Here is a 26,623-nt window from a genome sequence, read left to right on the forward strand (position 1 = left end):
ACATTCATGAACTCTAGCTTGTCTCTACTGCATCCTTATCCGTTTGAAAAGTTAAATCAGCTTTTTGCGGATATCCAGCCTGCTAATATGCCATTAATTCCCCTGTCGATTGGGGAACCAAAGCATCCTGCACCGGAGTTTGTGAAACAAGCCATTATTGATAATTTCAAGCATTTGTCGACGTATCCAAACAGCAAAGGCTTGCCGGAGCTACGTGAAAGTATTGCCCAATGGCTGACGCGCCGTTTTCAGCTAAATAGCATCAGTGCAGACAGCAATATCCTGCCTGTTTCCGGTACGCGTGAAGCGATTTTCTCGTTTGTACAGGCTTTGGTGAATCGTGAAGAGGCACCTTATGTGGTCATGCCGAATCCGTTTTACCAGATTTATGAAGGTGCAACACTGCTCGCAGGTGCCAAACCTTATTTCATCAACTGTACTGAGGAGAACAATTACCTTGGTGATTTTGATGCTGTTCCGGCAGAAGTCTGGGAAAAAACTGCACTGCTATTTGTTTGCACCCCGGGCAATCCAACCGGAGCAGTATTATCCAAAGAACAGTTTAAAAAACTGATTGCCCTGTCGGATCAATACAACTTTGTGATTGCTTCAGACGAATGCTATTCGGAACTGTGGTTTGATGAGGCACCTGTAGGTTTACTGGAAGTTTGTGCAGAAATCGGCCGGGATGACTATAAAAACTGTGTAGTGTTCCATTCACTGTCTAAACGTTCTAACCTCCCGGGCATGCGTTCAGGCTTTGTTGCTGGTGACGCGAATCTGTTAAAACCTTATTTGCAATATCGTACTTATCACGGTGCAGCGATGCCGGTACAACATCAACTGGCGTCGATCGCTGCCTGGGATGATGAAGCACATGTGGAAGAAAACCGGGTGCAATACCGGGCCAAGTTTGATTTATTTCAACAGGAACTCGGACATTTATTGCCCTTGAAAAAGCCAGATGCGGGCTTCTACTACTGGTTAAAAGTCGACAACGATGAAGCCTTTGCCAAACGCCTGATGGAAGAAGCACATATTAAAGTTCTTCCGGGTCGCTATTTATCTCGCGATACCGGACAGGGTAATCCGGGTGAACATCATGTACGTCTGGCACTCGTAGCCGATCTGACGCAATGTGAAGAGGTTATTCGACGCCTGAAAGCCATTCTCTAAGTTTTGATCAAAACTAAAAAACCCACTGGTTTAAAGTGGGTTTTTTAAATTGAAATCAGATGAGCTCTATTTTTATCTCATACTGAGAAGATGACGCTAATGATTACAATACTTTTGCAATTTCATCTTCAAGATCTTCAGGCTTGGTGGTCGGAGCAAAACGGTTCAATACCTTGCCATCACGTCCGATCAGGAACTTGGTAAAATTCCATTTAATCCCATTGCCTAAAATACCTTTGGAATTATTGGTCAAATAGCGAAAAATAGCATGTGCCTCAGGGCCTTTGACGTCCACCTTGGAAAACATCGGGAAAGATACCCCGTAATTTTTCTGGCAAAATTCACCAATCTGTTCATTGGAACCTGGATCTTGACCACCAAACTGGTTACATGGAAAGCCTAAAATTTCCAGACCTTGATCTTTATATTTTTCGTAGAGTTTTTCCAATCCTGAAAACTGGGGGGTAAAACCACACTTACTCGCTGTATTGACAATCAAAAGTACCTTGCCTTCATAATCCGCAAGCGCCTTGCTTTTGCCATTTAACAATTCAGCTTCAAACTGATAAATGTTAGTCATGGATAGGTTTCCTCATCATTTTTTTCTTGTGTTTCTAGATCTAGAGAAGCCGAGTTGACACAATAACGTAAGCCTGTCGGTTCCGGACCATCCGGAAAAACATGCCCTAAATGTGCGTCACAATGATGACAAACAATTTCGGTTCTGACCATTCCATGTGAAGTATCAGGTAATTCTTCTACTACTGAATTGCTGATAGGACGGTAGAAGCTTGGCCAGCCACAGCCGCTGTCATACTTGGTCTCTGATGAGAACAGCGGGGTGCCACAGCAACGGCAAACATAGGTTCCATCTTGCTTAGTATTCCAGTATTTTCCAGTAAATGCCGGCTCTGTGCCTTTCTCGCGGGTAATGCGAAATTCCTCAGGTGATAACTCTCTTTGCCACTCACGGTCTGTTTTATTGAGTTTTCCCATGCTTACGCACCTTTTTATCTTGCTATTTAAAATAGGATAATCCTATATTTACGTGATTCATTTTAAAAATTCTAGTCTTTATTCAATATTTTACAAAAGATAATAATGCCCATAAAAGCAAAAAGTAAGCAAATGCAAAATATATAAGTAAGCAATTTATGTATTAAATGATTCTATGTGAGCAAATTTAGTGATATCCTTAGTTTTAAATTTGCTCAGGATTAAAAAATGTCGCAAAAGAAGAGCGTAATTTTTAAAAATCTGCTGCCTGTGATCAAACAGTATCAACAGCTTGGATTTACGCATGAGAAAATTGTTGCACTACTCCGCGATGATCACCATCTCGATCTAGTCACAACTGAGACATTTAAAAGTTATTTATATCGTTATGCAAAAGTGACCTCCACTCCATCCGAGAACATCAAAATGCCGAACACTATCCAATCCCCTCGCGAAATCAAGAAATCATCCAAGCTTGATCATGTTTGCTACGACATTCGCGGACCTGTGTTACGAGCGGCCATAGAGATGGAAGAAGCTGGCCATAAAATCATTAAATTAAATATTGGTAACCCTGCCCCATTCGGCTTTGAAGCTCCGCAAGAAATTATCAATGATGTAGCTTTAAACCTGCCAAATGCGATTGGCTATACCGATTCCAAAGGGATTTTCCCGGCGCGTAAGGCCATCTGCCAGTATTACCAGCAAAAAGGTATTCTGGATATGCACGTCAATGACGTCTATGTCGGTAATGGGGTATCGGAACTGATCGTAATGGCCATGCAAGGCCTTCTGGATGATGGCGATGAAATGCTGATTCCGATGCCAGATTATCCACTCTGGACGGCAGCAGTGAATTTGTCTGGCGGTACAGCGATTCACTATAAATGTGATGAAGAAAATCACTGGTATCCAGATATTGCCGACATGGAAAGCAAAATCACGCCGAATACCCGCGGCATTGTGATTATTAACCCGAATAACCCGACTGGCTCGGTTTACCCACGTCATGTCTTGCAACAAATCGTCGACTTGGCCAAGAAATATGACCTGATTTTATTTGCTGACGAAATCTATGACAAAATTGTCTACGATGGGATCGAGCATGTTGCTGTGGCTGCCTTGGCAGGTAATCAACTTTGCGTATCATTTAACGGCTTGTCTAAAGCGTATCGTATTGCCGGTTACCGTTCGGGCTGGATGGCAATCACTGGTGACAAGTCTCGTGCAGCAGATTATATCGAAGGTCTGGATATGCTGGCGTCGATGCGCCTGTGCGCCAATCATCAGGCACAATATGCGATTCAGACTGCGCTGGGCGGTTATCAGTCCATTAACGACCTGATTCGTCCTGGTGGGCGTTTATATGAACAGCGCAACATTGCCTGGGAAATGCTGAACGAGATCCCCGGAGTATCTTGTGTCAAGCCTGAAGGTGCAATGTACTGCTTCCCGAAACTGGATCCGAATGTGTATCCAATTCAGGACGATGAAAAACTGATGCTGGATTTGTTACGTGCAGAGAAAGTACTTCTGGTTCAAGGTACAGGCTTTAACTGGCCGACACCCGATCATTTCCGTGTAGTATTCCTGCCGGCTGAAAATGAACTGCGTGAAGCTATTACGCGTGTTGGTCGTTTCCTGGCCAAGATGCGTTAATTCCAGCACTAGACGATATAAAAAACCGCATTTTTAAATGCGGTTTTTTTTACTTTTTTGAAAAGTTCAGGTTTTAACTTATACATTTTAAAAAGCCTGGCGGTTTTCTTGCACAAATTTCTGTACTCCAGGGTTTCTTAACGGGCAATTCCTCCTCAACCATAAAAATTCATGTTATTTTTTGACCAAATATAAAATTCTATGAGTACACGGATGTCCTCAAATACAATAAAACTCAGCCTGCTCCTCTGTCTTAGCATGTGCTTAGGTATTGGTATTCTTCGTTTTTCTTATACCGCCCTGTTACCTGGTACACGCGAAGCCTTTGGCTGGAGTACAGATTTTGCCAGTCTCTTGGGCAGTGCCAATTTGCTGGGCTATTTGATCGGCGCATTTACCGCCATGCGCCTGCCTCAAGACCGGAGTATGAGCACTTATATTCAAATTTCAGCCTTTGCCGGCATGTTCAGCCTGATGTGCTGTGCATTTTCTGGTTTTTCTGAAGCATGGTATATCGCTTGGCGGATTATTTCCGGGATCAGCGGTGGACTAATGATGATCTTATCGCCGAGTGTGGTCGCGCAGTGCTGTGAACTTCAAGACCGTCTTAAAATCAACTTTATTGGTTTTAGCGGAATTGGAGTAGGTGTTTTAGTTGCAACCCTGTTTCTGCCCTATCTGGATCAAATTTCCGTCCAGACTGCATGGCTGATCTTGTGGGGCTTTGCCCTGCTTATGTCTACTGTTTTAAGCTTACTACTACAGCAGTTTAAACCCTATCTTTCTCTACAGGCACCTGCTGTTACCGCTCATCTCCCTCTGAATAGTATTTTTTATAGTTTATTGACGGTATACGCCTGTAGTGCATTCGCCTATATACCGCATTCACTCTTCTGGATTGATTATTTAAGCCAGCAGTTGGGATTGAGCTTGTTCTGGATTAATTTCAACTGGATTCTGTATGGACTAGGCAGTGCCTTAGGTGCCTTGAGTGCTTATGCACTGGCCAGAAAATGGGGTAATTTTGCTGCACTGAAAATTCTTTATAGCCTTTATATTATGGCCATTTTTATTGCGACTCTAGATGCCTATCCCTTACTCACTTTTAGCTCTTCCTTTTTTACCGGGATGCTAAATCCCGCTGTGGTCTTCCTGACCTCTTATACCATTTTGCAACTGTATGGATTGGCTTATAAAAAACTCTGGAGTATTGCCACCTTATGTTTTGCCACTGTTCAGCTGATCGGTGGCCTCAGTTTCAGTACCCTACAGTATCTGGGATTAAGCTACCATCAGCAGTTTATATTGGCTGCATTTGTCCTTTTATTGGGAACAATGCAACTATTCTGGTATACAGGTTTCTCCAGACTCAAAACCAACAAACACATTCAGCCAGATTCTACTCAAGGAGAAGGTACCAAATAAGGATACGGATTGGTAGCCCCTTGCCCCCCTAAATAAATCCCATAATGTAAATGCGGCGGGGTATTTTTAGCATTACCCGTATTACCCACATAAGCAATAACTTCACCTGCCTCAACCCAGTCACCTTCCTGAATATGTTCTGCATAATCGTCCAGATGTGCATAATAATGTTGGCTCATATTTGGACCGGTCACCCAGATGATTTTTCCACCCAGATTATTGGTCCCAATCTTCCCTACAATACCTTGAGTCGCACTAAATACAGGTGTACCACGTTTGGCAAAAATATCTGTACCTTCATGTTTGCGACCAGCACTACGTGCTGCTCCCCAGGTATCATTGATTTGGCCGACTCTAACCCCTTCCACCGGAATCTGTAGCGGCGCTTCTAACTCGGTTCTTTGTAATTGCCAATATAGATATGGGCTTTTCCATCCCGCTGCCTGACCTGACGGCGGTGGCTGACAGGCCGTCAGTAAAAACCCCATAGACAACAGTAAGCTTATAATCCAAAGAAATTTCACCAATATTCGCATCTAATTAAATAAATGACTTTTATCTTAATCACAACCGCCTAATTTAAAATCATAATCCTGTTATTTTTAGTGATGATTTTATATAAGCTTTTAAATAACAAAACCCTCACATGAGGGCTTTGTTATTTAGGTTAAAAAAGAGATTACCTGCGTTTTTTTGCGCGAGATGGTTTCGATGGTTGTTGTTGCTGTTGTTGCTCTTCGTTCTGAGCATTGTTCTGCTTGTCTTTTTGCTGGACCTGCTTATGCTTCGCTCTAGTTTTCGCCATTATATACTCCTTTAGAGAACCGTCTCTATATCACTGGAAGTTCCATTCATTACTGTACCGTGTATACAAAATAAGCCAATCGCTGAGCTGTATCCAAATACGTTAATGTAATACAAATTTCACTAAGTCATTCAGCTATGAGCGAATCATTTTGGGGCTTATTACACTTCTTACATAAATTTGCAGCCTGATACCCATTTTAACTTTCAGCTAAAATCACTTAAACTTTTAGTGAAAAAGCAGCTATAAAAAAACCCGCAGTTAATGCAGGTTTTGATTTATAAATTACAGTTTTAAGCATCCATGTTGTCAATGATGGCCTGACCAAACTCAGAACAACGAAGTAAAGTTGCACCTGGCATCAGGCGCTCGAAATCATAGGTCACCGTTTTTGCCGCAATTGCCCCTGAAATACCCTTAATGATCAGGTCGGCAGCTTCTGTCCAGCCCATATCGCGCAGCATCATTTCTGCAGACAGAATAATCGAGCCTGGATTCACCTTATCTTGTCCGGCATATTTAGGCGCTGTCCCGTGGGTTGCTTCATAGACTGCAATCGAACCGCCAATATTGGCACCTGGTGCAATCCCGATTCCCCCGACTTCCGCAGCAAGCGCATCAGAAATATAATCACCATTTAAGTTCAGTGTGGCAATCACGGAATAATCTGCCGGACGCATCAAGATTTGCTGCAAGAAAGCATCGGCAATGACATCCTTAATAATAATGTCTTTACCTGTTCTTGGATTTTTGATTTTAACCCACGGTCCACCATCCAAAAGCTCTCCACCAAAACGTTCTAGCGCAACTTCATAGCCCCATTCTTTAAACGCCCCTTCAGTGTATTTCATGATATTGCCTTTGTGTACCAAGGTCACACTCGGCTTGTCATTCTCAATAGCAAACTGGATAGCTTTACGCACCAGTCGCTGGCTACCCTCTTTGGAGACAGGCTTGATCCCGATCCCGCAATTGTCTTCAAAGCGAATGTTGGTTACACCCATTTCTTGTTTCAGAAACTTGATCACTTTTTTTGCTTCGGGAGAATCTGCTTTCCATTCAATTCCGGCATAAATATCTTCTGAATTCTCACGAAAAATGACCATGTCGGTCAGTTCCGGATGATGTACCGGTGACGGAACACCTTCAAACCAGCGTACCGGACGCACACAGACATATAAATCCAGTTCCTGGCGTAATGCCACGTTCAGGGAACGAATACCCCCACCGACTGGCGTAGTCAGTGGACCCTTAATAGATATTACATAATCTCGCAGCGCTTCCAGAGTTTCTTCAGGCATATAAATGCCATAAATTTTATTAGCTTTTTCACCGCAGTAGACTTCCATCCATTCGATGGAACGCTTCCCGGCGTATGCTTTTTGCACAGCAGCATCTACCACAGCCTGCATTGTTGGTGTAATATCAACACCAATTCCATCCCCTTCAATAAATGGGATAATTGGATTATTTGGTACGTTGAGTGAAAGGTCTGCATTTACGGTAATTTTGGTACCATCCACAGGTACTACGATTTTTTGATATCCCATTATTAGTATTCTCCCTAATGCCGCTGACAAATCTTAAATAATTGCCAATTAGGCAATACTTTCAGCTGTTCTTAACGCATAATATTCTAATCCAAATTTGTTGTTTTTGAGATTTATACGGGAAATAACAAAGTTTCCCTTTTAAATAAACCTCTACATTTTTTAAATTAATGTAATTATAGAAGTTATTTCCTATGAAAATCGTCATTCTAAACAAACCTTATGACGTCCTCTCCCAATTCCGTCCGGATGAAAAGCATCCTACCATGGCCGATTTCGTCAACAACAAAGATCTGCGCCTTGCTGGCCGTTTGGACATGGACTCAGAAGGTCTGGTTTTTCTCACCGATCACGGTGGTCTCAACCAATATATCACCAATCCTGCCAATAAAAAGTTCAAAACTTATATGGTGCAGGTTGAAGGTGATATTACTGACGAGGCCCTTGAACAGCTTCGTAAAGGTGTTGAGCTGAAAGATGGCATGACGCTTCCTGCACGTGCTGAAAAAGTGTCTGAACCGGAATGGTTGTGGGAGCGTAATCCTCCTGTTCGTTTCCGTGCTTCTGTTCCAACGTCTTGGGTGGAGATTTCCATCTGTGAAGGTCGTAACCGTCAGGTTCGTCGCATGACTTCTGCTGTCGGCTTCCCGACCTTACGTTTGATCCGTACCAAAATTGGTGAGATTGATTTGGTTCGTATGGGATTGCAGCCGGGTGAGACCAGAGAAATTGAGCCATTACTTTACCCTGACTTCCAGAATATCCCTGCTGAAGAACCATATCGTTCACGTTCTTATGTGAAGAAGCCGGGGGGTACGGGTGGCAAACCAATCGTTCGCAAGAACAAAGATGGTTCCGTGAAAAAGTCTGGCACCAAACGCATCTGGCAAATGGACGAAAGCGAAAAGCCGAAACGTCGCACCAATGGTACTACTCGTCCAAATACCAAGGCACCACGTGGTCGTGGCCGGGGTCGTGGTTAAAGCTCAGCCTATTCATCAGGTAGTGACAGGCTAAATACCACGCCAGACGGCGTATTTTCTACAGTTGCTCCCCCCTGATGGAGCTGCATAATCGACTGCACAATGGCAAGGCCCAGACCACCCGTCTGGGCTTTTTCATGTCGGCTGTCATCTATCTGATAAAAACGCTCAAATAAATGCGGATGATGCTCATCTGCAATCCATACCTCTGGCGTCAGCACCGATATTTTAATGCGATGATTCAGTCGCTGTGCCGACACACTAATCTCACTCCCCGGCTGACCATAAGTAATGGCATTGCTGATCAGATTGGCAACTGCGCGCTGTAATAATGCGGTGCTGGCAGTCAGACTTAAATCTGCTGGAACATTAATTTTTAAATGCATCTGCTTTTCTTCAGCCAGAAAACTGAAGTACTCAAGTAATTCTTGCAGCATCTCATTCAGATTGAAATGCTGTTTTTCAACCGTAAATCCACCATGCTCTACCCGCGCGATAAACAGCATGCTTTCAATCATCTGGCTTAGACGTTCATATTCTTCTAGGTTGGAATAGAGCAGATTTTCCAGTTCAGCAAGCTCGCGCGGCCGCGATAACAGAATCTGTGTTTGCCCGATTAGATTGTTTAATGGCGTGCGAAGTTCGTGCGAAATATCCTCAGAAAAACGTGCCAACTGCTGATATGCAGACTGAATATTACCGAGCATATCGTTCATGGCCTGACTCAGCTCTTGCACCTCCAGCGTATTACTCTGAACATCAATGTGCTGATTGGGCTGCTGAATATTGACCTGTGCTGTCGCCAGCATCAGCTGACGCATTGACTTTAGAATATAGCGTCCAGCCAGCCAGGCCATAAAGGTCGAGAGCAATATACCAAGCAGACTATAGAGCACCAGCTTTGATAAATAGGTTGCCAGTGCCCTTTGTCCTTCTGCCAACTGTTTACCTGCTACCAGCTGGTAGCTGCGACCCTCAAACTGCACCTGTTTAAAAGCCAGACGTGTTGAAGGATGTTCAGCCTGATTATTCTGAAACTGTAATTTGGAGGAATAATGCAATGCCGGAATATGAACCTGCAAAGGATTGATTTCGATCAGACGACTTTTTTGATGCTGCAGCAACAGTAAATTATCTTCCTGTCCCAGCATATTTTCATATAATTTGGGATGCTGGACCAGAAGTTTGAAACTCTGGGCATCTTCAAGAAAAATCTCAATCCGGGAAATACGAGCGGCCAGCGCCTGATCCTGCTGGGTCTGAATCATCTGTTGCATATTTTGATAAGACAGCAACGCCACACTCAGAAACACCACGCAAGACACCAGTGCAAATGCAATACTTAAACGTGTTGCCAACGGCAATAACACAGGGTTTTTCATGGACATTCATCTAGCTTATAACCCATACCACGTACGGTATGGATCAGTTTTGGCGTGTAATGATCATCAATTTTGCTACGCAGCCTGCGAATAGCCACATCGACCACATTAGTATCAGTATTAAAATTGATATTCCAGACCATGGACGCAATCTGGCTCCGGGTCATCACCTGTCCCTGATGTTCCATTAACAATTGCAACAGGGCAAATTCTTTCTGGCTCAAGTCGATCTTTTGTCCGTTACGGTAAACCTCATGCTTTAAGCGGTTCAATACCATATCTGAAATCTGATAGGCCTCCTGCTCCAGACGCGGCACACGGCGCAACAGACTTTTAATTCGGGCCAGTAATTCAATATAGGAAAAAGGCTTGGTCAGATAATCATCGGCACCAAGCTCCAGTCCTTTAACCCGATCTAGCACATGATCGCGGGCGGTAAGCATTAATACCGGAATCTGGCTAAAAGTTCGCAGGGTTTGTAATACCTGCCAGCCATCCAGGTCCGGCAGCATCACATCAAGCAGCACCAGATCAAAAGACTGTTGCTGCAAACACGATAATGCACGCACGCCATTTTCTGCGATGGCCGTACTATAACCTGACTCATTCAGTCCTTTTGCCAGATATTCAGCAATCTTGACTTCATCTTCTACAATTAAAATATGCATGTCAGTAGTTTAGCTGTTTTTAGCTAGTTCTAGATTACAAATTGGTAATCTGATTGTCATGCTGCACTGGCGGATTTTTTTCTAAGATAGCCCCAGTAGCCAATTGCATGAAAGATAACCATGAAAATTTCAATCGCCAACACAACCCTGACCTTGCTCAGCAGCGTATTACTACTCAGCTCAGTGGCGCATGCAGAATTTAAAACGGCGCCAGTCATGTCGCTAGAAGTAGCAAAGCTCATGGCCAGCAACGTCATGCTTGCTTGTCAGCAACAGGCCAAGCCGGCGGCAGTCGTTATTCTAGATCAGGGTGGCAACCTGCTGGCCAGCCAGCGCCATGAATCTGTCGGCATTCACAACCTGATTGCAGCGGAACGGAAAGCTTTCACCGCGTATTCAACTAAAACCAGCACACTGGATTTTATGCGCAATGCCCAGAAAAATCCGGATGCACAGAATCTGAATAGCTTGCCTGAATTGCTATTACTGGGTGGTGGCGTCCCTGTCATTTACCAAAACCAGATTGTAGGCGCTGTAGGCGTCGCAGGTGCGGGCGGTTCAGTACAGGATCATCAATGTGCCAATAGCGGCATTCAAACCACCTTAAAGCAGCTTTGATTTCTTTTAATTAGTAATTTTTTATTCCTTTGATTAAACATTATTCCGTCATTCCAACGAGGAACATAACATGAAAAAAATCTTAATCGCGACTCTTGCCACTACTGCAGCAACTCTTTCTTTTGCCCAGAACCCGCTGAGTGTACACGTGCTGAATCTGGAAAATGGCCTACCTTCTCCGAATGTAGAAGTGACGCTGGAAACACAGAAAAATGGCAAATGGGTACAGCTTTCACAAGCAAGGACCAATCCTCAGGGTCGTATCACAGCACTGTACCCAGAGAATAAAACCTTTGATAAAGGAACCTACAAAGTGACTTTTAAAACTGGTGACTGGTTTAAAACCCAAAAGCAAAACAGCTTTTTCCCGGAAGTACCGGTGATTTTTGAAGTAGATGGCTCAGTCAATCACTATCATATCCCGCTGCTATTAAGCCCCTATGGTTATTCAACCTATCGCGGCAACTAAGCTCTCCCACTTAAGGCCCACCCTCTTTGGGCCTTCCTTTTTTTTCTTGTTATTCTTTTATTGAAATGCCATTTACGATTCATATTTAGTGATCTAAAAAATAAAATGTATTCAAAAAAGGAGCTTTACATTGGATCAGCAAGCTAACCAGATGTTTAATCAGGACCAAGAGGTCTTTGCGATACATTGACTGCTATAGCAGAACGCAAAGCCAATAATGGTCGTACTAGCATTTTATGAATTCAAATGAGGAATCAGCATCATTAAATCGCAGCTAAATTCAATGGAACTTCCTGACCTCTCATCAAATAAATATCATGTTGATATTTAGTCAATAAAAAACCGATGCCTAAGCATCGGTTTTAAAGTTTTAAATTGAATTAAGCTTTCAACCATTTCTCAGCTTTGGCCTGATCTTCAACTTTCAGTTCAACTTCGGTCAGTTCAGCACCGCCTGCCTGAACTTCAAAAGTCATCAGCTCATCTCGACGGAACGCGTATACTGTAAAACTACCGTTCTGTTTTGCATAGCTTTCGAGAAGCTTGGTGGTGGCTTTTAGACCGTCAATCGCAATAATCATGTCATTGGCAGAAAGACCGGCCTGTACAGCCACAGCATCACGACGCGCAGATTGAACCAGTACACCTTCCGGCTTATCTGCCAGCTTTAAGCCGAATGGCAAAGACTTGTCATTTTTCAGGCTATAACCAATACCAAACTCAGGTAAGAGCTGATCCAGCGGCAGTTCATCTGTCGTATTGATCAAGTGATTAATCTGTTCTGACCAATCATCACCTGTCAGTTCTTTGCATAATTCAAAGATTGTCCGTTCGTGCACCTGAATACCATTTTGCGCATTTTCATACAAACGGCGCATTAAGGCATCCAGACTTGAACCACGTAAACGCAGTCCCAAGTCCAGACATAGCGCTACCAGACAACCTTTGTTGTAATAGCTGGTTCCGGCATTAGTGGAGTTTTCATCCTGACGGTAGAATTTCACCCAGGCATCAAAACTGGATTCAGACACTGACTGAATCGCACGTCCCGGATTTTGCAAATAACGGTCAATCTGTGCTTTTAACAAAGCAATATACGATTCCTGATTAATCACGCCGCTACGCAGCAAAATCAAATCATCGTAATAGGAAGTAAAGCCTTCAAATATCCACAGCAAAGACGTATAGCCTTCTCTGTTTAGATCATAGTTCACGAAGTTTTCAGGTCGAATAAACTTCACCAACCATGAATGGAAATATTCATGGCTACATAAGCCGAGGAAACGCTGATAATCTTTTGAAGGTTCTTCAGGTTCATTGGCTTTCGGCAAGTCATCACGTGGTGAAATCAGACTGGTCGAGTTCGGATGTTCCAGCCCCCCATAGCTGTTGCCGGTTGCCATCGTCATAAAAGTATAGTCCACAAACGGTGCTGAACCAAACATGGAAATTTCTGTACGACAGATTTTTTCAATGTCCTGCTGCATACGCGTAGCATTCATGGCGTGTTTACCGGACACCACAAATTCATGTGGAATCCCATTGGCATCAAAACTGAAACGGGTTTGTTCTGCCAGCTCAAATGGCGCATCAATCAGTTCGGCATAGTTTTTAGCTTTCAGCGTGAAACGGCCTTTGACCAGACTTTTGGCCTGCATGCCTGTTGCCAATTGGAAATGCTTTAATTCATCTGGCAGGAAGATTTCCAGTTCAATTTCTTTATTTTCCTGACCTTCCAGCCCCAGACATGCACAAGCCGGGTTCACGTAGAGACGATTTTGATCCACGTATGCACCACGAACGGACAGGTCATAGGCATAGACATCATATTCCACCGTAATCAGCTCATGATCGGTATTGAATAAACGCCATTTATTCTTTTCAAACTTCTGGATTTGTAGCTGGCGCCCATCTTCATCATAAGCCTTGACCGCTTCAATATGTTTGGAAAATTCCCGGATCAGATAGCTTCCCGGAATCCAGGTCGGCAATGACAAGACTTGCGTCGGATCAGCAAGAAAGCGCACAGTTACGTGAATAAGATGCTGACGATAATCGTCAAATTCGATTTGATAATGCAACATAATAGACGATATAAAATTAAAATAAATGAGATATAGCTTAGCTTAGCATTTTTTAAGCCAGGATGGTTTAGCTGTCTTATTTGTCTACATTTACGACTAGCTATCTGTATAAAAAAGGCATAGCATGCGTGAAAATTAAATCGTTCAACACCCAGCGGGTTATCAAGGAACACCATTGAAATACATCATCTCACTGATTGCGGTTTTCAGTTTATTTATTTCTGCATTTTCCCATGCTGCCCTACTCAATATTGTGCCTGAAAGCGTTGAAGCTGAAGCCTGGACCATTCTGGATTCACAATCTGGTCAAGTTATTGCCGAGCACAATGCTGATGTTCAGCGTGCTCCGGCCTCGCTAACCAAAATGATGGTGGCTTATATTGCCTTGAAGGAAATTGAGGCCGGAAAATTAAATAAAAATGAAGTTTTAACCGCGACTTCTGTGGTGAAAACTGTGATGTGGGATGAGTCACAGATGTACCTGAAAGAAGGTGATCAGATTTCAGTCGATCAGCTTCTGGCGGGCTTAATTATCATGTCTGCCAATGATGCTGCAGTCACGCTGGCTGAGAAAATTTCGGGTGGTATTCCGCAGTTTGTTGAACGCATGAATCAGGAAGCCAAAATGCTGGGCATGCAGCATACCAATTTCCAGAATCCGGCAGGTATTACCATGCCTGAACATTATTCTACTGCCGCAGATTTGGCCAGACTATCTATGGCAGTCGTCAATGAAACTCCGGATTATCTGTATTATTCCAAACAGCCAAGCTTTACCTATAACCGACATTTTCATCGCGCAACCAACCGTGTGCTTCAGGTAGATCCTACGGTGGATGGTTTAAAAACCGGTTTTACCCGTGCAGCAGGCTACAACCTGGCGCTGACGGCCAATCGTGTCACGGCAGATCTTGAAATGCCGAACCGACGTCTGATTGTGGTAGTACTGGGTACTAAAAGTGCGGCAAAACGCGCTGAAGTATCGCATAAGCTGATGAATCTGGCCTATACCTATACCCGCAATGAAGTAGCGATCAAAGATAAACAGCTACTGGCTGAGCTGCCTGTAATCAAATCAACCTTAAAAATGTTTAAGGTGCAGACCAAGCAACCGCAGATTATTACCACCTCTTTATATGATCAGGGGTATAGTATCGACCTGAATCAATTCGACCAGACCAATCAACGTATTATGCTGAATACTGGTGATGGCATTTTAAGAAGTATCGAACCTTTACAAGAAACCCAGACGCATATCAGTGTGGAAGTAAAGGCATCTGAGCTCATTGCGCCCTTGGCGACTATCATGCCTCTGGCAACCATTCAGGTCTATCAAAATAACCAGTTAATCCGTACTATCCTGATTGAAGATCATGTCGAAATTGAAGAAGCTAACCTGTTTCAGAAATTCTTTAGCTGGCTGCAAGGTTTATTTACTTTCTTTTCAGACTCTACACCAAGCGTAAAGCTTTATCCTCTAAATAAATAATAGCGCTAGCTGTCAAGTTAACTGTTCTTTAAGCCAGAAGATTTTTTCGCTGATCTTCTGGCAGATTTTCCTTTCTCCCTGCCTCACACCCTCAAGACAGGGAAACTTACCTGCCCTCACAGAATTGCTACGTTTTGTAATGTGTATAACAATTTTAACCAAGACGCGATCTGGCCCATGCCATAGTATATTTTCTTTCTATTTCTCTTATTTTTATTAAAAAAATAAACAGGTTAATCATATATGACAGCACATAAAATCGTGATTGTGGGTGGCGGTGCCGGTGGTCTGGAACTGGCGACTCAGTTGGGTGATAGCTTGGGTAAAAGCGGTAAGGCCCAGATTATTCTGGTCGATCAAAAACTGACACATATCTGGAAACCGCTGCTGCATGAAGTGGCTGCAGGTACCTTAAATCCACATCAAGAAGAAACCAATTATTTTGCTCATTCAGCAGCACATCATTATGAATTTGTCTTGGGTACATTCACAGGACTAGATCGTGAAGCCAAACAGATTCTGGTCGAAACAGAATATTTCTCCAAAACAGCCCAATCCAAGAAAAACCAGCATATTTCCTATGACACACTGGTACTGGCCTTGGGTTCTACCTCGAATGATTTTAATACCGAAGGGGTAAGACAGTTCTGTCATTTTCTCGACAGCCGTAAACAGGCGGATGTTTTTCAGCAGGACATGTTGCATCTCTATCTGAACGCACAGCATGAAGCTTCGAATCGTGAACTGAATATCGCGATTATTGGTGCCGGAGCAACCGGAGTAGAACTGGCAGCGGAGCTGGTAGAAGCCAAACATAATTTCTTTAAATATGGTTTAAACAAGGTTGACCCGAAAAAAGTAAAAATCACCTTAATTGAAGCGGCGGATCGCATTCTGACGGCACTCTCACCTAGAGTTGCTGAACACACCATGCAACAAATGGAAAAGTTTGGCATTGAAGTCTTGACCGGTCATCGGGTGGCCAAGGTCGATGAAGACAAGATTTATTTTGCAGATGGTTCAAGTCTGGATGCCGAGATTAAAGTCTGGGCCGCCGGTATCAAAGCACCTGAAGTCTTAGTGCAACTACAAGATATGGAAAAGGACAATATTCACCGATTGAAAGTCTATTCCACCCTGCAAACCAAATCTGATCCAGACATCTTTGCTTTTGGTGACTGTGCACATTGCCAACCTGCAGCAGATGAACCGGTATTGGGTCCACGCGCACAAGTCGCCAGCCAGCAGGCCAACTTTCTGGCCAATGCCTTAAAAGCCCGGATCAATGAGGAAAACTATTTGCCCATGTTTAAATTTTCTGACAAGGGTTCACTCATTTCCCTAAGTCAGAATAAAGCCGTTGGGGAATTACTCGGTCAGGTCAATGTGCAAGGCTTTGTCGCCAAATCAATGTATGTGTCCTTGTACCGGATTCATCAGGCAACCATTCATGGGTATGCGCATGCGGGCATTCTAACCGCAAAAGATTTTGTTACACGGAAAATATCTCCAAAGCTGAAATTGCATTGAAATTCCAGAATTTGACCCAATCAATGAAAAAATCGTCAATAAAATTGTCGAATTGCGTTTTTTTGCTAATTTTAGTCTACAAAAACGCAATTTCACTTTATGATGTACCCTTAAAAAATTGAATGGATCAATTAACATGACTGCTATTGCAAATAACCACGTGGTTTCTTTCCACTACACATTGACTAACGCAGAGGGTGAAACTCTCGATCAATCTCAAGGTGAACCACTTGCCTATTTGCACGGTGCAGGTAATATCATCCCAGGATTAGAAAACGCGCTAGAAGGTAAAACTGTAGGTGATAAATTCACTGTAAACGTTCCAGCTGCTGAAGGTTATGGCGAATACAATCCAGACCTAGTTCAAGAAGTTCCTGCGCAAATGTTCCAAGGCGTAGACAATATTCAAGCAGGTATGCAGTTCCAGGCTCAAACTGATGACGGCGTGCAAATCGTAACTGTTAAAGCAGTTGAAGGCGACAATGTTGTTGTTGATGCTAACTTCCCACTTGCTGGTCAAGATCTGACTTTTGAAGTTGAAATCGTATCTGTTCGTGAAGCTTCTCAAGAAGAATTAGATCACGGCCATGTACATGGTGCAGGTGGTCACCAACACTAAGATCTTCTGATCGGGTGTGATAAAGGGCAAAGTGCAAACTTTGCCCTTTTTTGTTGCCAAGAAAAATAACTCAAACAATGTCCATCAAAAAATGAGCCATAAAAAAGGCAGGATCAATACCCTGCCCTTTTAATCCCATCAAGATCTTTTTTCAAAGAATAATCATTGGATTATTTGTTTTGGTTATAAATCTGCATTGCTGCTGGCAACTGTTGACGCATCTGTCCAATACGCTGGCTATTCGATGGATGCGTAGACAGGAAAGCGACTCCGCCCCCACCTTCTAATTTATTCATTTTTTCCCACAGGGTAATGGCTGCATTCGGGTTATAGCCTGCACGCGCCATCAGCATCAAACCGCCTTGGTCAGCACGACTTTCCAGATTACGCGAGTACGGCAAACCAATCCCGATCTGACTACCCAGCTGTGCAGCTGCAGCGCCGCCCTGACCTACACCTGCTGCACTCAGGCCAATTCCCAAGGCCAGGTCAGTGAGGGCCTGCGCGCCGATTTTCTGCTTAGAGTGCTCTTCTAAGGCATGTACCATTTCATGACCCATAATTGCTGCAATTTCAGCATCAGTCAGATTCAGTTTATTCACAATACCAGTGTAGAATACGACTTTACCACCCGGGGCAACAAAGGCATTGACCTGGTCAGATTTAAGTACAGCCAGTTGCCACTGGAATGGCGTACCGGTTTGATTCATTTGGTTAGCAATCGGCTTCAAGCGATTAAACACGGTATTAATACGTTTATATGTGGCTGAACTGGTATCCAGCTGACCTTTATTGCGCGCATCATTCACCATGGCATTATAGCTTTGGCTGGCAGATGCATTTAAAGTCGCAGTATCCGCCCCGGCAATATCGGCAATGGTAGTACAACCCGACAATGTCACCACTGTGGCAGTGGCCATACTTAATAAAAGTTTATTCTTCATTATAATTAACTCTACCTTAGCTCAAGCTTAATTTACATTGTAAAAATTATAAGGGAAAGCATGCAGTAGCTAAACGTATAATTACTCCATCTTCTTATAAATTATGTAATTTTTAAGCCAAGTACTGTATCGCTAACCAGTAAATCAGACAAATAATATTTAAGCCCAGATACACCTGACTGAGAGGTTTTATTTTCTGTTCAAGTATTTCATCTTTACGTTTGAAATATAAAAAAGCATTTTGTAGCAAGATAACAGGCACCAGAATGCAGGCAATAATGACGCTGAGACCAATGAGTGCAGTATAAATAATCTCAGGATTTTGGGTTTGCGCACGAATAATCATCATGGCAATTGTTGGTGCCCCGCCCATCGCGAATAATAATGAATAAAACATGGTCGCCGATATATTTTTTTGCATCCTGATGCTCATTTTTCTTTCTTTATATATCGATATGTTAAAGCACATCACGCCGGATTACCGATGCAACTTTAGTCTTGAAATAACTACATAATTTCAACCTATAAAAAAACCCATCCTAAGATGGGTTTTTTTATTGAAGCTTAAAACAAATTAAGCATCGAATGGATGGCGAAGAATGATGGTTTCTTCACGGTCTGGACCCGTTGAAATGATGTCGATTGGACATTCAATCAATTGCTCAAGACGTTTTACATAGTTCAATGCAGCTTGTGGCAACTGATCCAGTGATTTCGCACCAAAAGTTGACTCAGACCAGCCTGGCATAGTTTCGTAAATCGGTTTTAAAGTTTCGAATGCAAGCGCATCAGAAGAACCGACACAACCAGAATCTGCAGCTTCATAGCCTACACAGATTTTCACTTCTTCCAAACCGTCTAGAACGTCAAGTTTAGTCAGGCAAATACCAGAAAGTGAGTTTACATCGACTGAACGGCGTAGAATTTCAGCATCGAACCAACCACAACGACGTTGACGGCCAGTAGAGGCACCAAATTCATTACCAATCGTACCGAGGTGTTTACCAATCGCATCACCTGTGTCATTTGCAGCGTCATACACCAACTCAGTTGGGAATGGACCTGCACCTACACGGGTTGTGTACGCTTTAGTAATACCCAGTACATAGTCAAGGTGCAAAGGACCCAGACCTGAACCAGAGCTTACGCCACCAGCAGTTGTATTCGAAGAAGTTACATACGGATATGTACCGTGGTCAACGTCAAGAAGTGAACCTTGCGCGCCTTCGAACATGATGTTGTCACCGTTTTTACGGTAGTTATGCAACTCAGTAGTTACGTCCACAACCAGTGGAGCAACAACCTTACGCCATTCGTCACACAGTGCCAGCACATCTTCCAGTTTAACTGCTTCAACACCGTAGTATTGAGTTAACTGGAAGTTATGGTAGTCCAGAAGTTCAGTCAGCTGAGCTGTAAGATGTTCACCACCACGTACCAGGTCAGCAACACGTACTGCACGACGTGCCACTTTATCCTCGTATGCAGGACCGATACCACGACCTGTCGTACCAATCTTCGCATTACCACGTTTTTTCTCACGCGCCTGATCAAGTGCGATGTGGTTTGGCAGGATAAGTGGACAGTTTGGAGAAATGCGTAAACGTTCTTTAACAGGAACGCCTTCTTTTTCAAGAATGTCCATCTCTTTGATGAGCGCTTCAGGAGAAAGAACCACACCGTTACCAATTAAGCACAATACGTTTTCACGTAAAATACCTGATGGAATGAGGTGTAAGACAGTTTTCTTACCACCAACCACAAGAGTGTGACCTGCGTTATGTCCGCCTTGATAACGAACTACCGCTGCCGCTTGATCTGTGAGCAGGTCGACGATTTTACCTTTACCTTCGTCGCCCCATTGGGTACCAAGTACCACAACATTCTTGCCCATAATAGCCTCATTACATCATGCTGTTAAAGTTGAAAGCCCCACTCAGTGACATGAACACTGAGCCAAGCAATTAAATCGTTTTGACTGTCCACTCGCCATCTACACGCACCAGCTGGTGAGTTGCATACGGTACTGAGTTTAAATCATCATTACCCAGTAACTGAATTATACTCAAGCCTTGTGCACGGAGGTTCTGAATCGCCTTCAGAAGTTCTGCATCGCTGCCTTTAGGTGCAACGACCACCTGTATCGTATCAAACTGGCCTGCACTTAAAGCATATAAGTCACACGAGAAACCGGTTGCAGGACGGGCACGCCCAAAATGCTCACCAATGCCATCATAACGGCCACCTTGTGCCAGTGCAGCTGCACGGTTCGGCGCATACACGGCATACATCAGACCAGTATGATAATGGTACGAACGCAATTCAACTACATCAATACCAATGCTCAAGTTTGGCCAACGGGTCTGAACTTCATCCCTAGTGATTTGTAGTACATCAAAAGCTTGCTTGAATGCAGGATTTGCCAGCACTTCAGCGCTTAGATTTGCTTGCAATGCATCCAGGTCACTGGCATAGCGCCCAAGTGCATAAAAATCCTGACCAAATTTCAGCTCTGCCGTGAATTCTGCTAATTCCGGTAAAGCCTTGCGTTGGTATAAATCAGATAATTGCTGTTCAGCAACTTTGTTCAATCCTGCTTGAGCCACCAGACTGCGGAATAAACCGACATGACCTAAGTCCAGATGAATACCATCTGCCTGGCCTGCCTCCTGAATCAGACTGATCATCAAGTCGACCATTTCAACATCGGCATCGATGCTGTCTGAACCAAATAGCTCTGCACCCAACTGTAGTGGCGCACGCGAGGTATTAAAACCGCGAGGTTTGGTATGCAAGACAGTTCCTGCATAACAGTAACGTGCAACACCTTCCACTGGATGTACATGCGCATCAATACGAGCCACTTGTGGTGTCATATCGGCACGCACACCAAGTAAACGACCAGAAAGCTGATCGATCACCTTAAAAGTGGCTAAGTCTAAATCTTGATTCGATTCTGAGAGAGAAGATAGAGATTCGATGTATTCAATGAATGGCGTGTACACCAGCTGATAACCTCGAGATGCAAGGAAATCCAGTGATTTACGGCGCAGGCTTTCAATGACTTGCGCTTGTTCTGGTAATACATCAGCTACACCATCAGGTAATAACCATGTCTCTGAAATGGGCATGTTGTAAACCTAAATTCTTGTCAGCGCGGAACGAATCCGCATAAAAAAATCGGGAGCACACCCGATTTCTCCTAGTCTAGCACGATAGTTTTGGCTGTGCATCGCAAATTTTATAATTTTCGCCACCTGATGAAAGGATCAACAATTGTGTCAACTATCAGCATTTTATTGCATCTTAAAAACACAAAACCCAGCATTAAATCAAGGATAGTCCCATCATAATTTTTACCGTTTACACTGAGATTTCAGTTTTATCCTGTGACGGCAGAGAATTTGAGTTAAATAATGCATCTGGAACTTATTATCAGAATCCAGATATGCTCATCCGCGTCTGAAAAACAATCGCGCGTAATCAAATGAGAATTGGGTCTATCAGCTGTGCCAGTACTTGACTTTATCCCCTCCATTTCACAGTTTATGCAAAATGGTTTTATCTGGCTGAATGCTCTCTATAGTCTGGTACTGCCTCCTTTCAAAAGATCTCTAAAGGGGGTGGGATGATTTCTGGGGATCAACCACTTTAGTCAGTAAACTGACCAGCTCCGCATTTTGCAACTCAACCTGCTGAAGCTTTGTTGTGGTCTGATCCAGTACTTCCTGCTGGACATGCATTTTTTTGGCCAGATCCTGCATAATTTCCAGAGTCTTTTTTAAGTTTTCTTCAAGATGCGCGACTTTTTCTTCAACTGGCACACCTTGCTCGGTACGTGGCTCATCATTCTGATTAAACTGCAGCCAGATCAGAAAAATCACCGCCAAAGTCAGCAGTATAATAAAACCCCAAACCATCATCATGTGCTTGCTCTTATTTCATTTTATTGTTTTTATCTTAACGAAAAATACTGCAGATAATCTAACTAATTCAGCTTCAAATACTGATTTTCGATCAATTACAGCCAAATTCTCCTAAAAATTGGCTGGCAAAATATTCTGGACATGAAAAAAGCACCTTATCTTCGGTGCTTTAGAGATTTAAATAACTCGAACTTAATGAAATGATTCACATAAATCTAATAAACGGTTGGCATAGCCCCATTCATTATCATACCAGGCAAAAACTTTAGCTTGGTGTCCGACCACCAGCGTCTGAGTCAAATCCACAATCAGTGAATATGGAGAATGATTAAAATCACTGGATACCAAAGGCTCATCTGTTACCGCCATGATTTCTGCGAAGTCCTGCCGGGCAGCCTTGATCAGAACTTCATTCAGCTTGTGATCGGTAATCGGTAACTGAGAAACAAAGGTCAAATCAATTGCAGCGACATTAATAGTCGGCACCCGAATCGAATAACCATCGATACGGTCTTCCATTTTCGGCATTACCCGCTTTAAGGCACCCAGTGCGCTCGAAGTTGTAGGAATGATGTTATGGCCCGAGGCACGTGCACGACGCAAATCACGATGTGCATGATCCAGCACCGATTGATCCGCCGTAACAGCATGGATTTCGGTCATCAGGGCACTATTGATACCAAATGCATCATCGACAATTTTGACCAGTGGTACCAAAGCCTGTGTAGTACAAGAAACACTGGAAATGATCTGATCCGATGCTTTGACTTCATGATGATTGACACCATAGACAATCGCAGCATCCACCGTATCAAAAGGTGCGGCACCGATAATCACACGTTTCGCCCCTGCCTGAATATGCTGGGTCGCGGCTTCACGGGAACGGAACAGCCCGGTACATTCCAGCACCACATCTACAGCCAGATTTTGCCAAGGCAGTTTTGCCGGCTCGGCTTCACACAAAACCTGTACTTTTAAAGCGGCATCTTTATAGCTGATATGCAGATAAATATGTTCAGCATCATAGCTAAGATCTACCTGCCCTGAAAAACGGCCATGGGTTGAGTCATATTTAAACAGATGAATCAGGGTTTCAACATCGGCAATATCGTTAATGGCTACGATTTCAAAGTTAAAATCTTTCGGATTTTCAAACCATGCACGTAGTACATTCCGTCCAATACGCCCAAATCCATTGATTGCCACTCGTTGCATGACTCAACCTTTAATATGCCTATTTTAGAACTCTTCTATGTTAAAGGATTTCTGGCGCCGTACATTAAAAAACTTCAGTGAAAATACTGATTTTCGATTATTTTCTTTCTGATAGATCAGGTTCTCTCTGCATCATTTAAAATTCCAGTTATTTTTCAAGAGATGAAATTATCGGAATTTTGCCCTTAGAAAGATTCAATTTAACTATTTAGCAAAAAACCTAAGCACATAAATCCTTAGCAATTGGTTTTAAAATGATTGGTGCGTACTGCTTTTTCCGTTATAATTTGGCGTTTTAAATTTTTAAGCCCCACATTGCAGCAGAGCTTTTGTATGCTTGTCAGACTGTGGTGTTTTTGCCAAATCGGAAATTATGGAGTGACTTGGTTGTGAGTACTCGTTTTATGACATCAGCTGAAATTCGTGAAGCATTTTTGCGTTACTTTGAATCGCAAGGGCATACACGTGTCGCGTCGAGTTCTCTAGTACCCGCCAATGACCCAACTTTGCTGTTCACCAATGCGGGTATGAACCAGTTTAAAGATTGCTTCTTAGGTCTAGAAAAACGCGATTATGTCCGTGCCGTATCATCACAGAAATGCGTACGCGCAGGTGGTAAACACAACGACTTGGACAATGTGGGTTATACCGCCCGTCATCATACTTTCTTTGAAATGCTAGGTAACTTCTCGTTTGGTGACTACTTCAAGCGTGATGCGATCAAATTTGCCTGGGAATTCTTAACGAGCGATGAATGGTTAGCACTACCTAAAGATAAACTCTATGCCACTGTGTACCACACTGATGACGAAGCATTTGATATCTGGAACAAAGAAATCGGTCTAGATGCCAGCCGTATTATCCGCATTGGCGACAACAAAGGCGGTCAATACGCATCAGACAACTTCTGGGCAATGGGCGATACCGGTCCTTGCGGTCCTTGTTCTGAAATTTTCTTTGACCACGGTGATCATATCTGGGGTGGCCTGCCGGGCACGCCTGAAGAAGATGGTGACCGCTTCATCGAAATCTGGAACAACGTTTTCATGCAGTTCAACCGTACTGCAGATGGTGTGTTACACCCTCTTCCAGCACCTTCTGTTGATACAGGTATGGGGTTGGAGCGTATTTCTGCTGTTCTTCAGCACGTTAACTCAAATTATGAAATCGACCTGTTCCAGCACTTGTTAAAAGCGGCTGCTGAAATCATCGGTTTAGACACTTCTGAACTTGAAGCGAAAGCACAAGCTGAAGGCAAGCCCGTGGATTATCCTGCATCTTTAAAAGTGGTTGCCGACCATGCACGTTCATGCTGCTTCCTGATTGCTGACGGTGTAAACCCGTCTAATGAAGGCCGTGGTTATGTATTGCGTCGTATCATCCGTCGTGCAGTTCGTCACGGTAATAAACTGGGTGCGACAGGTTCATTCTTCTATAAGATGTTACAGCCTTTGATTGAAGTAATGGGCGAAGCATATCCTGAACTGGAAGCCAACAAAGCACGCATCGAAGCACAACTTCTGAAAGAAGAAGAACAGTTTGCCAAAACACTTGAGCAAGGTCTGAAATTGCTTGAAGGCGAATTGGCAAACCTGAAAGGTTCTGTGATTCCAGGTGAAGTGGTATTTAAGCTTTACGATACTTACGGTTTCCCAACTGACCTTACAGCAGATATCGCACGTGAACGTGATTTAACGATTGACGAAGCTGGCTTTGAAAAAGAAATGGCTGCACAACGTCAACGCGCACGTGATGCCGGTAAATTCGCAATCGACTATAACAGCGTTGTTAAAGTTGAAGGCGAAACTCAGTTTGAAGGTTATGACGCGACAGCAGGTCAAGGTCAAATCATCGCAATCTACAAAGATGGCGAACAGGTTGACGAAGTGGTTGAAGGCGACGAAGCATTAATCGTTCTTAACCAGACTCCTTTCTATGCAGAAAGCGGTGGTCAAATCGGTGATACAGGACTCTTCAAAAACGATACCGGTATTTTCGAAGTTCAAGATACCAAAAAATCTGGTGGTGCATTCGTTCACCAAGGTATCGTGACTATGGGTAACCTGAAAGTTACTCAAAACGTGGAAGCAACGGTTAAAGCCGACATTCGTGCCGCAACTGCACGTAACCACTCTGCAACTCACTTGCTACACGCTGCCCTACGTCAAATCCTGGGTGCACACGTCCAGCAAAAAGGCTCATTGGTTGCATCTGACATTTTACGTTTCGACTTTGCCAATGACCAACCGGTGACTTTTGAGCAGCTTCAAGAAATTGAACGTCTTGTGAATGCTGAAGTCATCGCAAATACTGAAGTAACGACTGAACTGCTAGACATCGAATCTGCGAAAGCCAAAGGCGCGATGATGCTGTTCGGCGAAAAATACGGTGACGAAGTTCGCGTACTTACTATGGGTTCAGTGATTGATGAGAAAAATTTCTCAATCGAACTGTGTGGCGGTATCCATGTGAAGCGCACTGGCGACATCGGCCTGTTCAAGATTACCTCTGAAGGTGGTGTCGCAGCAGGTGTACGTCGTATTGAAGCTGTGACGGGCACCAAAGCAGTTGAAGTTGCTCAAAAAGCGGATCGTGATATCAACACTATTAATAGCCTGTTAAAAGCTCAAAAAGATCAAACGATTGAGAAAGTTGAAGCGCTGGTTGATACAGCATCAAGCTTGCAAAAACAGATTGAACAACTCAATCAAAAATTAGCAAGCCTGCAAGCTGGTGAACTTTTAGGTCAGGTTCAAGAAATTGCAGGTCGTCAAACACTCATCACGACTGTTCACGGTATGGATGCGAAAGCACTGCGTAACCTGCATGATGGCGTGAAATCAAAATTAGAAAATGCAGTCATTGTTCTTGCAGGTGTAGAGGGTGACAAGGTGAGCTTGATCGCATCTGTTGCAAAAGACTTTACTGCTTCTATTAAAGCAGGTGACATCATCAAACACTTGGCAACTGAGCTCGGTGGTAAAGGTGGTGGTAAACCTGACTTGGCACAAGGTGGCGCACCACTTAACGAGAAGTTTGCTTCAGTGATGGCTGATTTACCAGCTTGGCTTGCAGCAAAATAAAA

At 43.5% G+C, this 26,623-nt stretch carries 24 protein-coding genes; 10 read left to right on the forward strand and 14 right to left on the reverse strand.

The annotated features are described in order from the left end of the window. Positions 1 to 6 precede the first annotated feature (6 nt). Complete coding sequence (dapC, locus tag VXP95_RS05755) at positions 7 to 1,176, forward strand: succinyldiaminopimelate transaminase (RefSeq protein ID WP_416711656.1); 1,170 nt, start codon at positions 7 to 9, stop codon at positions 1,174 to 1,176. A 103-nt stretch (positions 1,177 to 1,279) separates the two neighbouring features. On the opposite strand, the gene VXP95_RS05760 is transcribed toward dapC, so the two are convergent. After that, complete coding sequence (locus VXP95_RS05760; protein ID WP_064096654.1) at positions 1,280 to 1,756, reverse strand: glutathione peroxidase; 477 nt, start codon at positions 1,754 to 1,756, stop codon at positions 1,280 to 1,282. Then, complete coding sequence (gene msrB, locus VXP95_RS05765; protein ID WP_064096653.1) at positions 1,753 to 2,172, reverse strand: peptide-methionine (R)-S-oxide reductase MsrB; 420 nt, start codon at positions 2,170 to 2,172, stop codon at positions 1,753 to 1,755. Before msrB ends, VXP95_RS05760 begins: the two co-directional genes overlap by 4 nt. A gap of 228 nt (positions 2,173 to 2,400) precedes the next feature. On the opposite strand from msrB, the gene VXP95_RS05770 reads away from it, so the two are divergent. Together VXP95_RS05770 and VXP95_RS05775 are read left to right on the forward strand one after the other, a co-directional pair. Then, positions 2,401 to 3,831, forward strand: coding sequence for a pyridoxal phosphate-dependent aminotransferase (locus tag VXP95_RS05770; protein ID WP_064101862.1), 1,431 nt, complete (start codon positions 2,401 to 2,403; stop codon positions 3,829 to 3,831). A gap of 213 nt (positions 3,832 to 4,044) precedes the next feature. Then, positions 4,045 to 5,256: a YbfB/YjiJ family MFS transporter gene (locus VXP95_RS05775; RefSeq protein ID WP_416711657.1), complete on the forward strand. Its 1,212-nt coding sequence runs from the start codon at positions 4,045 to 4,047 to the stop codon at positions 5,254 to 5,256. On the opposite strand, the gene VXP95_RS05780 is transcribed toward VXP95_RS05775, so the two are convergent. The 3 genes from VXP95_RS05780 to icd form a co-directional block, all read right to left on the reverse strand. Then, positions 5,235 to 5,792: a M23 family metallopeptidase gene (locus VXP95_RS05780; RefSeq protein ID WP_064101860.1), complete on the reverse strand. Its 558-nt coding sequence runs from the start codon at positions 5,790 to 5,792 to the stop codon at positions 5,235 to 5,237. The genes VXP95_RS05775 and VXP95_RS05780 overlap by 22 nt on opposite strands. 143 nt (positions 5,793 to 5,935) lie before the next feature. Further along, complete coding sequence (locus VXP95_RS05785) at positions 5,936 to 6,061, reverse strand: hypothetical protein (protein WP_263600643.1); 126 nt, start codon at positions 6,059 to 6,061, stop codon at positions 5,936 to 5,938. Between the two features lie 293 nt (positions 6,062 to 6,354). After that, positions 6,355 to 7,611, reverse strand: coding sequence for an NADP-dependent isocitrate dehydrogenase (gene icd, locus VXP95_RS05790; RefSeq protein ID WP_064096649.1), 1,257 nt, complete (start codon positions 7,609 to 7,611; stop codon positions 6,355 to 6,357). A 194-nt stretch (positions 7,612 to 7,805) separates the two neighbouring features. Here icd and VXP95_RS05795 point away from each other — a divergent pair, with 194 nt between their 5' ends. Beyond that, positions 7,806 to 8,594 (forward strand): rRNA large subunit pseudouridine synthase E, encoded by a 789-nt coding sequence (locus VXP95_RS05795; protein WP_416711658.1) that lies wholly within the window; start codon positions 7,806 to 7,808, stop codon positions 8,592 to 8,594. Between the two features lie 8 nt (positions 8,595 to 8,602). On the opposite strand, the gene VXP95_RS05800 is transcribed toward VXP95_RS05795, so the two are convergent. Beyond that, positions 8,603 to 9,976: a heavy metal sensor histidine kinase gene (locus VXP95_RS05800; protein WP_416711659.1), complete on the reverse strand. Its 1,374-nt coding sequence runs from the start codon at positions 9,974 to 9,976 to the stop codon at positions 8,603 to 8,605. Further along, positions 9,973 to 10,644 carry a heavy metal response regulator transcription factor gene (locus VXP95_RS05805; RefSeq protein ID WP_416682091.1) on the reverse strand — a complete coding sequence of 224 codons (672 nt, stop codon included), beginning with the start codon at positions 10,642 to 10,644 and terminating at the stop codon, positions 9,973 to 9,975. Before VXP95_RS05805 ends, VXP95_RS05800 begins: the two co-directional genes overlap by 4 nt. 120 nt (positions 10,645 to 10,764) lie before the next feature. Between VXP95_RS05805 and VXP95_RS05810 the strand changes: the two genes are divergently transcribed. Beyond that, a complete protein-coding gene (locus tag VXP95_RS05810; protein ID WP_416711660.1) occupies positions 10,765 to 11,262 on the forward strand; it encodes a GlcG/HbpS family heme-binding protein in 498 nt (165 codons plus the stop codon). Positions 11,263 to 11,332: 70 nt separating this feature from the next. Beyond that, the gene (gene uraH / locus VXP95_RS05815; protein ID WP_064096644.1) at positions 11,333 to 11,731 is read left to right on the forward strand and encodes a hydroxyisourate hydrolase; all 399 of its coding nucleotides are present in this window, start codon (positions 11,333 to 11,335) and stop codon (positions 11,729 to 11,731) included. Between the two features lie 380 nt (positions 11,732 to 12,111). Here uraH and VXP95_RS05820 read toward each other — a convergent pair whose 3' ends face one another. After that, positions 12,112 to 13,815, reverse strand: a complete 1,704-nt coding sequence (locus VXP95_RS05820) for a M61 family metallopeptidase (RefSeq protein ID WP_416711661.1) — start codon at positions 13,813 to 13,815, stop codon at positions 12,112 to 12,114. A 175-nt stretch (positions 13,816 to 13,990) separates the two neighbouring features. Between VXP95_RS05820 and VXP95_RS05825 the strand changes: the two genes are divergently transcribed. From VXP95_RS05825 to slyD, 3 genes are all read left to right on the forward strand, one after another. Next, entirely contained in the window at positions 13,991 to 15,304 is a 1,314-nt protein-coding gene (locus VXP95_RS05825) for a D-alanyl-D-alanine carboxypeptidase family protein (protein WP_144725031.1), read from the forward strand. A gap of 243 nt (positions 15,305 to 15,547) precedes the next feature. Continuing rightward, entirely contained in the window at positions 15,548 to 16,834 is a 1,287-nt protein-coding gene (locus VXP95_RS05830; protein WP_064096641.1) for an NAD(P)/FAD-dependent oxidoreductase, read from the forward strand. Between the two features lie 136 nt (positions 16,835 to 16,970). Then, complete coding sequence (gene slyD, locus VXP95_RS05835) at positions 16,971 to 17,453, forward strand: peptidylprolyl isomerase (RefSeq protein WP_064096640.1); 483 nt, start codon at positions 16,971 to 16,973, stop codon at positions 17,451 to 17,453. A gap of 170 nt (positions 17,454 to 17,623) precedes the next feature. Here slyD and VXP95_RS05840 read toward each other — a convergent pair whose 3' ends face one another. The 6 genes from VXP95_RS05840 to VXP95_RS05865 form a co-directional block, all read right to left on the reverse strand. Further along, positions 17,624 to 18,397 (reverse strand): M48 family metallopeptidase, encoded by a 774-nt coding sequence (locus VXP95_RS05840; RefSeq protein ID WP_064096639.1) that lies wholly within the window; start codon positions 18,395 to 18,397, stop codon positions 17,624 to 17,626. 112 nt (positions 18,398 to 18,509) lie between these two features. Beyond that, on the reverse strand, positions 18,510 to 18,818 hold the full coding sequence (locus VXP95_RS05845; RefSeq protein ID WP_064096638.1) for a hypothetical protein: 309 nt from the start codon (positions 18,816 to 18,818) through the stop codon (positions 18,510 to 18,512). Positions 18,819 to 18,971: 153 nt separating this feature from the next. Further along, positions 18,972 to 20,291 (reverse strand): adenylosuccinate synthase, encoded by a 1,320-nt coding sequence (locus tag VXP95_RS05850; protein WP_064096637.1) that lies wholly within the window; start codon positions 20,289 to 20,291, stop codon positions 18,972 to 18,974. Positions 20,292 to 20,361: 70 nt separating this feature from the next. Then, on the reverse strand, positions 20,362 to 21,528 hold the full coding sequence (locus VXP95_RS05855) for an ATP phosphoribosyltransferase regulatory subunit (RefSeq protein ID WP_416711662.1): 1,167 nt from the start codon (positions 21,526 to 21,528) through the stop codon (positions 20,362 to 20,364). Between the two features lie 483 nt (positions 21,529 to 22,011). Next, positions 22,012 to 22,323 (reverse strand): hypothetical protein, encoded by a 312-nt coding sequence (locus tag VXP95_RS05860; RefSeq protein ID WP_064096635.1) that lies wholly within the window; start codon positions 22,321 to 22,323, stop codon positions 22,012 to 22,014. A gap of 192 nt (positions 22,324 to 22,515) precedes the next feature. Next, a complete protein-coding gene (locus VXP95_RS05865; RefSeq protein ID WP_416706229.1) occupies positions 22,516 to 23,538 on the reverse strand; it encodes a type I glyceraldehyde-3-phosphate dehydrogenase in 1,023 nt (340 codons plus the stop codon). A 389-nt stretch (positions 23,539 to 23,927) separates the two neighbouring features. Between VXP95_RS05865 and alaS the strand changes: the two genes are divergently transcribed. Beyond that, the gene (alaS, locus tag VXP95_RS05870; protein WP_416711663.1) at positions 23,928 to 26,621 is read left to right on the forward strand and encodes an alanine--tRNA ligase; all 2,694 of its coding nucleotides are present in this window, start codon (positions 23,928 to 23,930) and stop codon (positions 26,619 to 26,621) included. Positions 26,622 to 26,623: the final 2 nt, after the last annotated feature.

Origin of the sequence: Acinetobacter sp. 226, from assembly GCF_048147925.1 — a bacterium.
In the GTDB taxonomy this organism is placed as follows: domain Bacteria; phylum Pseudomonadota; class Gammaproteobacteria; order Pseudomonadales; family Moraxellaceae; genus Acinetobacter; species Acinetobacter pecorum.

What these genes read in the sequence shown, in the direction of transcription:
- dapC (WP_416711656.1), top strand. Translation starts at nt 7, where the DNA reads ATGAACTCTAGCTTGTCTCTACTGCATCCTTATCCGTTTGAAAAGTTA.
- VXP95_RS05760 (WP_064096654.1), bottom strand. Translation starts at nt 1,756, where the DNA reads ATGACTAACATTTATCAGTTTGAAGCTGAATTGTTAAATGGCAAAAGC.
- msrB (WP_064096653.1), bottom strand. Translation starts at nt 2,172, where the DNA reads ATGGGAAAACTCAATAAAACAGACCGTGAGTGGCAAAGAGAGTTATCA.
- VXP95_RS05770 (WP_064101862.1), top strand. Translation starts at nt 2,401, where the DNA reads ATGTCGCAAAAGAAGAGCGTAATTTTTAAAAATCTGCTGCCTGTGATC.
- VXP95_RS05775 (WP_416711657.1), top strand. Translation starts at nt 4,045, where the DNA reads ATGTCCTCAAATACAATAAAACTCAGCCTGCTCCTCTGTCTTAGCATG.
- VXP95_RS05780 (WP_064101860.1), bottom strand. Translation starts at nt 5,792, where the DNA reads ATGCGAATATTGGTGAAATTTCTTTGGATTATAAGCTTACTGTTGTCT.
- VXP95_RS05785 (WP_263600643.1), bottom strand. Translation starts at nt 6,061, where the DNA reads ATGGCGAAAACTAGAGCGAAGCATAAGCAGGTCCAGCAAAAAGACAAG.
- icd (WP_064096649.1), bottom strand. Translation starts at nt 7,611, where the DNA reads ATGGGATATCAAAAAATCGTAGTACCTGTGGATGGTACCAAAATTACC.
- VXP95_RS05795 (WP_416711658.1), top strand. Translation starts at nt 7,806, where the DNA reads ATGAAAATCGTCATTCTAAACAAACCTTATGACGTCCTCTCCCAATTC.
- VXP95_RS05800 (WP_416711659.1), bottom strand. Translation starts at nt 9,976, where the DNA reads ATGAAAAACCCTGTGTTATTGCCGTTGGCAACACGTTTAAGTATTGCA.
- VXP95_RS05805 (WP_416682091.1), bottom strand. Translation starts at nt 10,644, where the DNA reads ATGCATATTTTAATTGTAGAAGATGAAGTCAAGATTGCTGAATATCTG.
- VXP95_RS05810 (WP_416711660.1), top strand. Translation starts at nt 10,765, where the DNA reads ATGAAAATTTCAATCGCCAACACAACCCTGACCTTGCTCAGCAGCGTA.
- uraH (WP_064096644.1), top strand. Translation starts at nt 11,333, where the DNA reads ATGAAAAAAATCTTAATCGCGACTCTTGCCACTACTGCAGCAACTCTT.
- VXP95_RS05820 (WP_416711661.1), bottom strand. Translation starts at nt 13,815, where the DNA reads ATGTTGCATTATCAAATCGAATTTGACGATTATCGTCAGCATCTTATT.
- VXP95_RS05830 (WP_064096641.1), top strand. Translation starts at nt 15,548, where the DNA reads ATGACAGCACATAAAATCGTGATTGTGGGTGGCGGTGCCGGTGGTCTG.
- slyD (WP_064096640.1), top strand. Translation starts at nt 16,971, where the DNA reads ATGACTGCTATTGCAAATAACCACGTGGTTTCTTTCCACTACACATTG.
- VXP95_RS05840 (WP_064096639.1), bottom strand. Translation starts at nt 18,397, where the DNA reads ATGAAGAATAAACTTTTATTAAGTATGGCCACTGCCACAGTGGTGACA.
- VXP95_RS05845 (WP_064096638.1), bottom strand. Translation starts at nt 18,818, where the DNA reads ATGCAAAAAAATATATCGGCGACCATGTTTTATTCATTATTATTCGCG.
- VXP95_RS05850 (WP_064096637.1), bottom strand. Translation starts at nt 20,291, where the DNA reads ATGGGCAAGAATGTTGTGGTACTTGGTACCCAATGGGGCGACGAAGGT.
- VXP95_RS05855 (WP_416711662.1), bottom strand. Translation starts at nt 21,528, where the DNA reads ATGCCCATTTCAGAGACATGGTTATTACCTGATGGTGTAGCTGATGTA.
- VXP95_RS05860 (WP_064096635.1), bottom strand. Translation starts at nt 22,323, where the DNA reads ATGATGATGGTTTGGGGTTTTATTATACTGCTGACTTTGGCGGTGATT.
- VXP95_RS05865 (WP_416706229.1), bottom strand. Translation starts at nt 23,538, where the DNA reads ATGCAACGAGTGGCAATCAATGGATTTGGGCGTATTGGACGGAATGTA.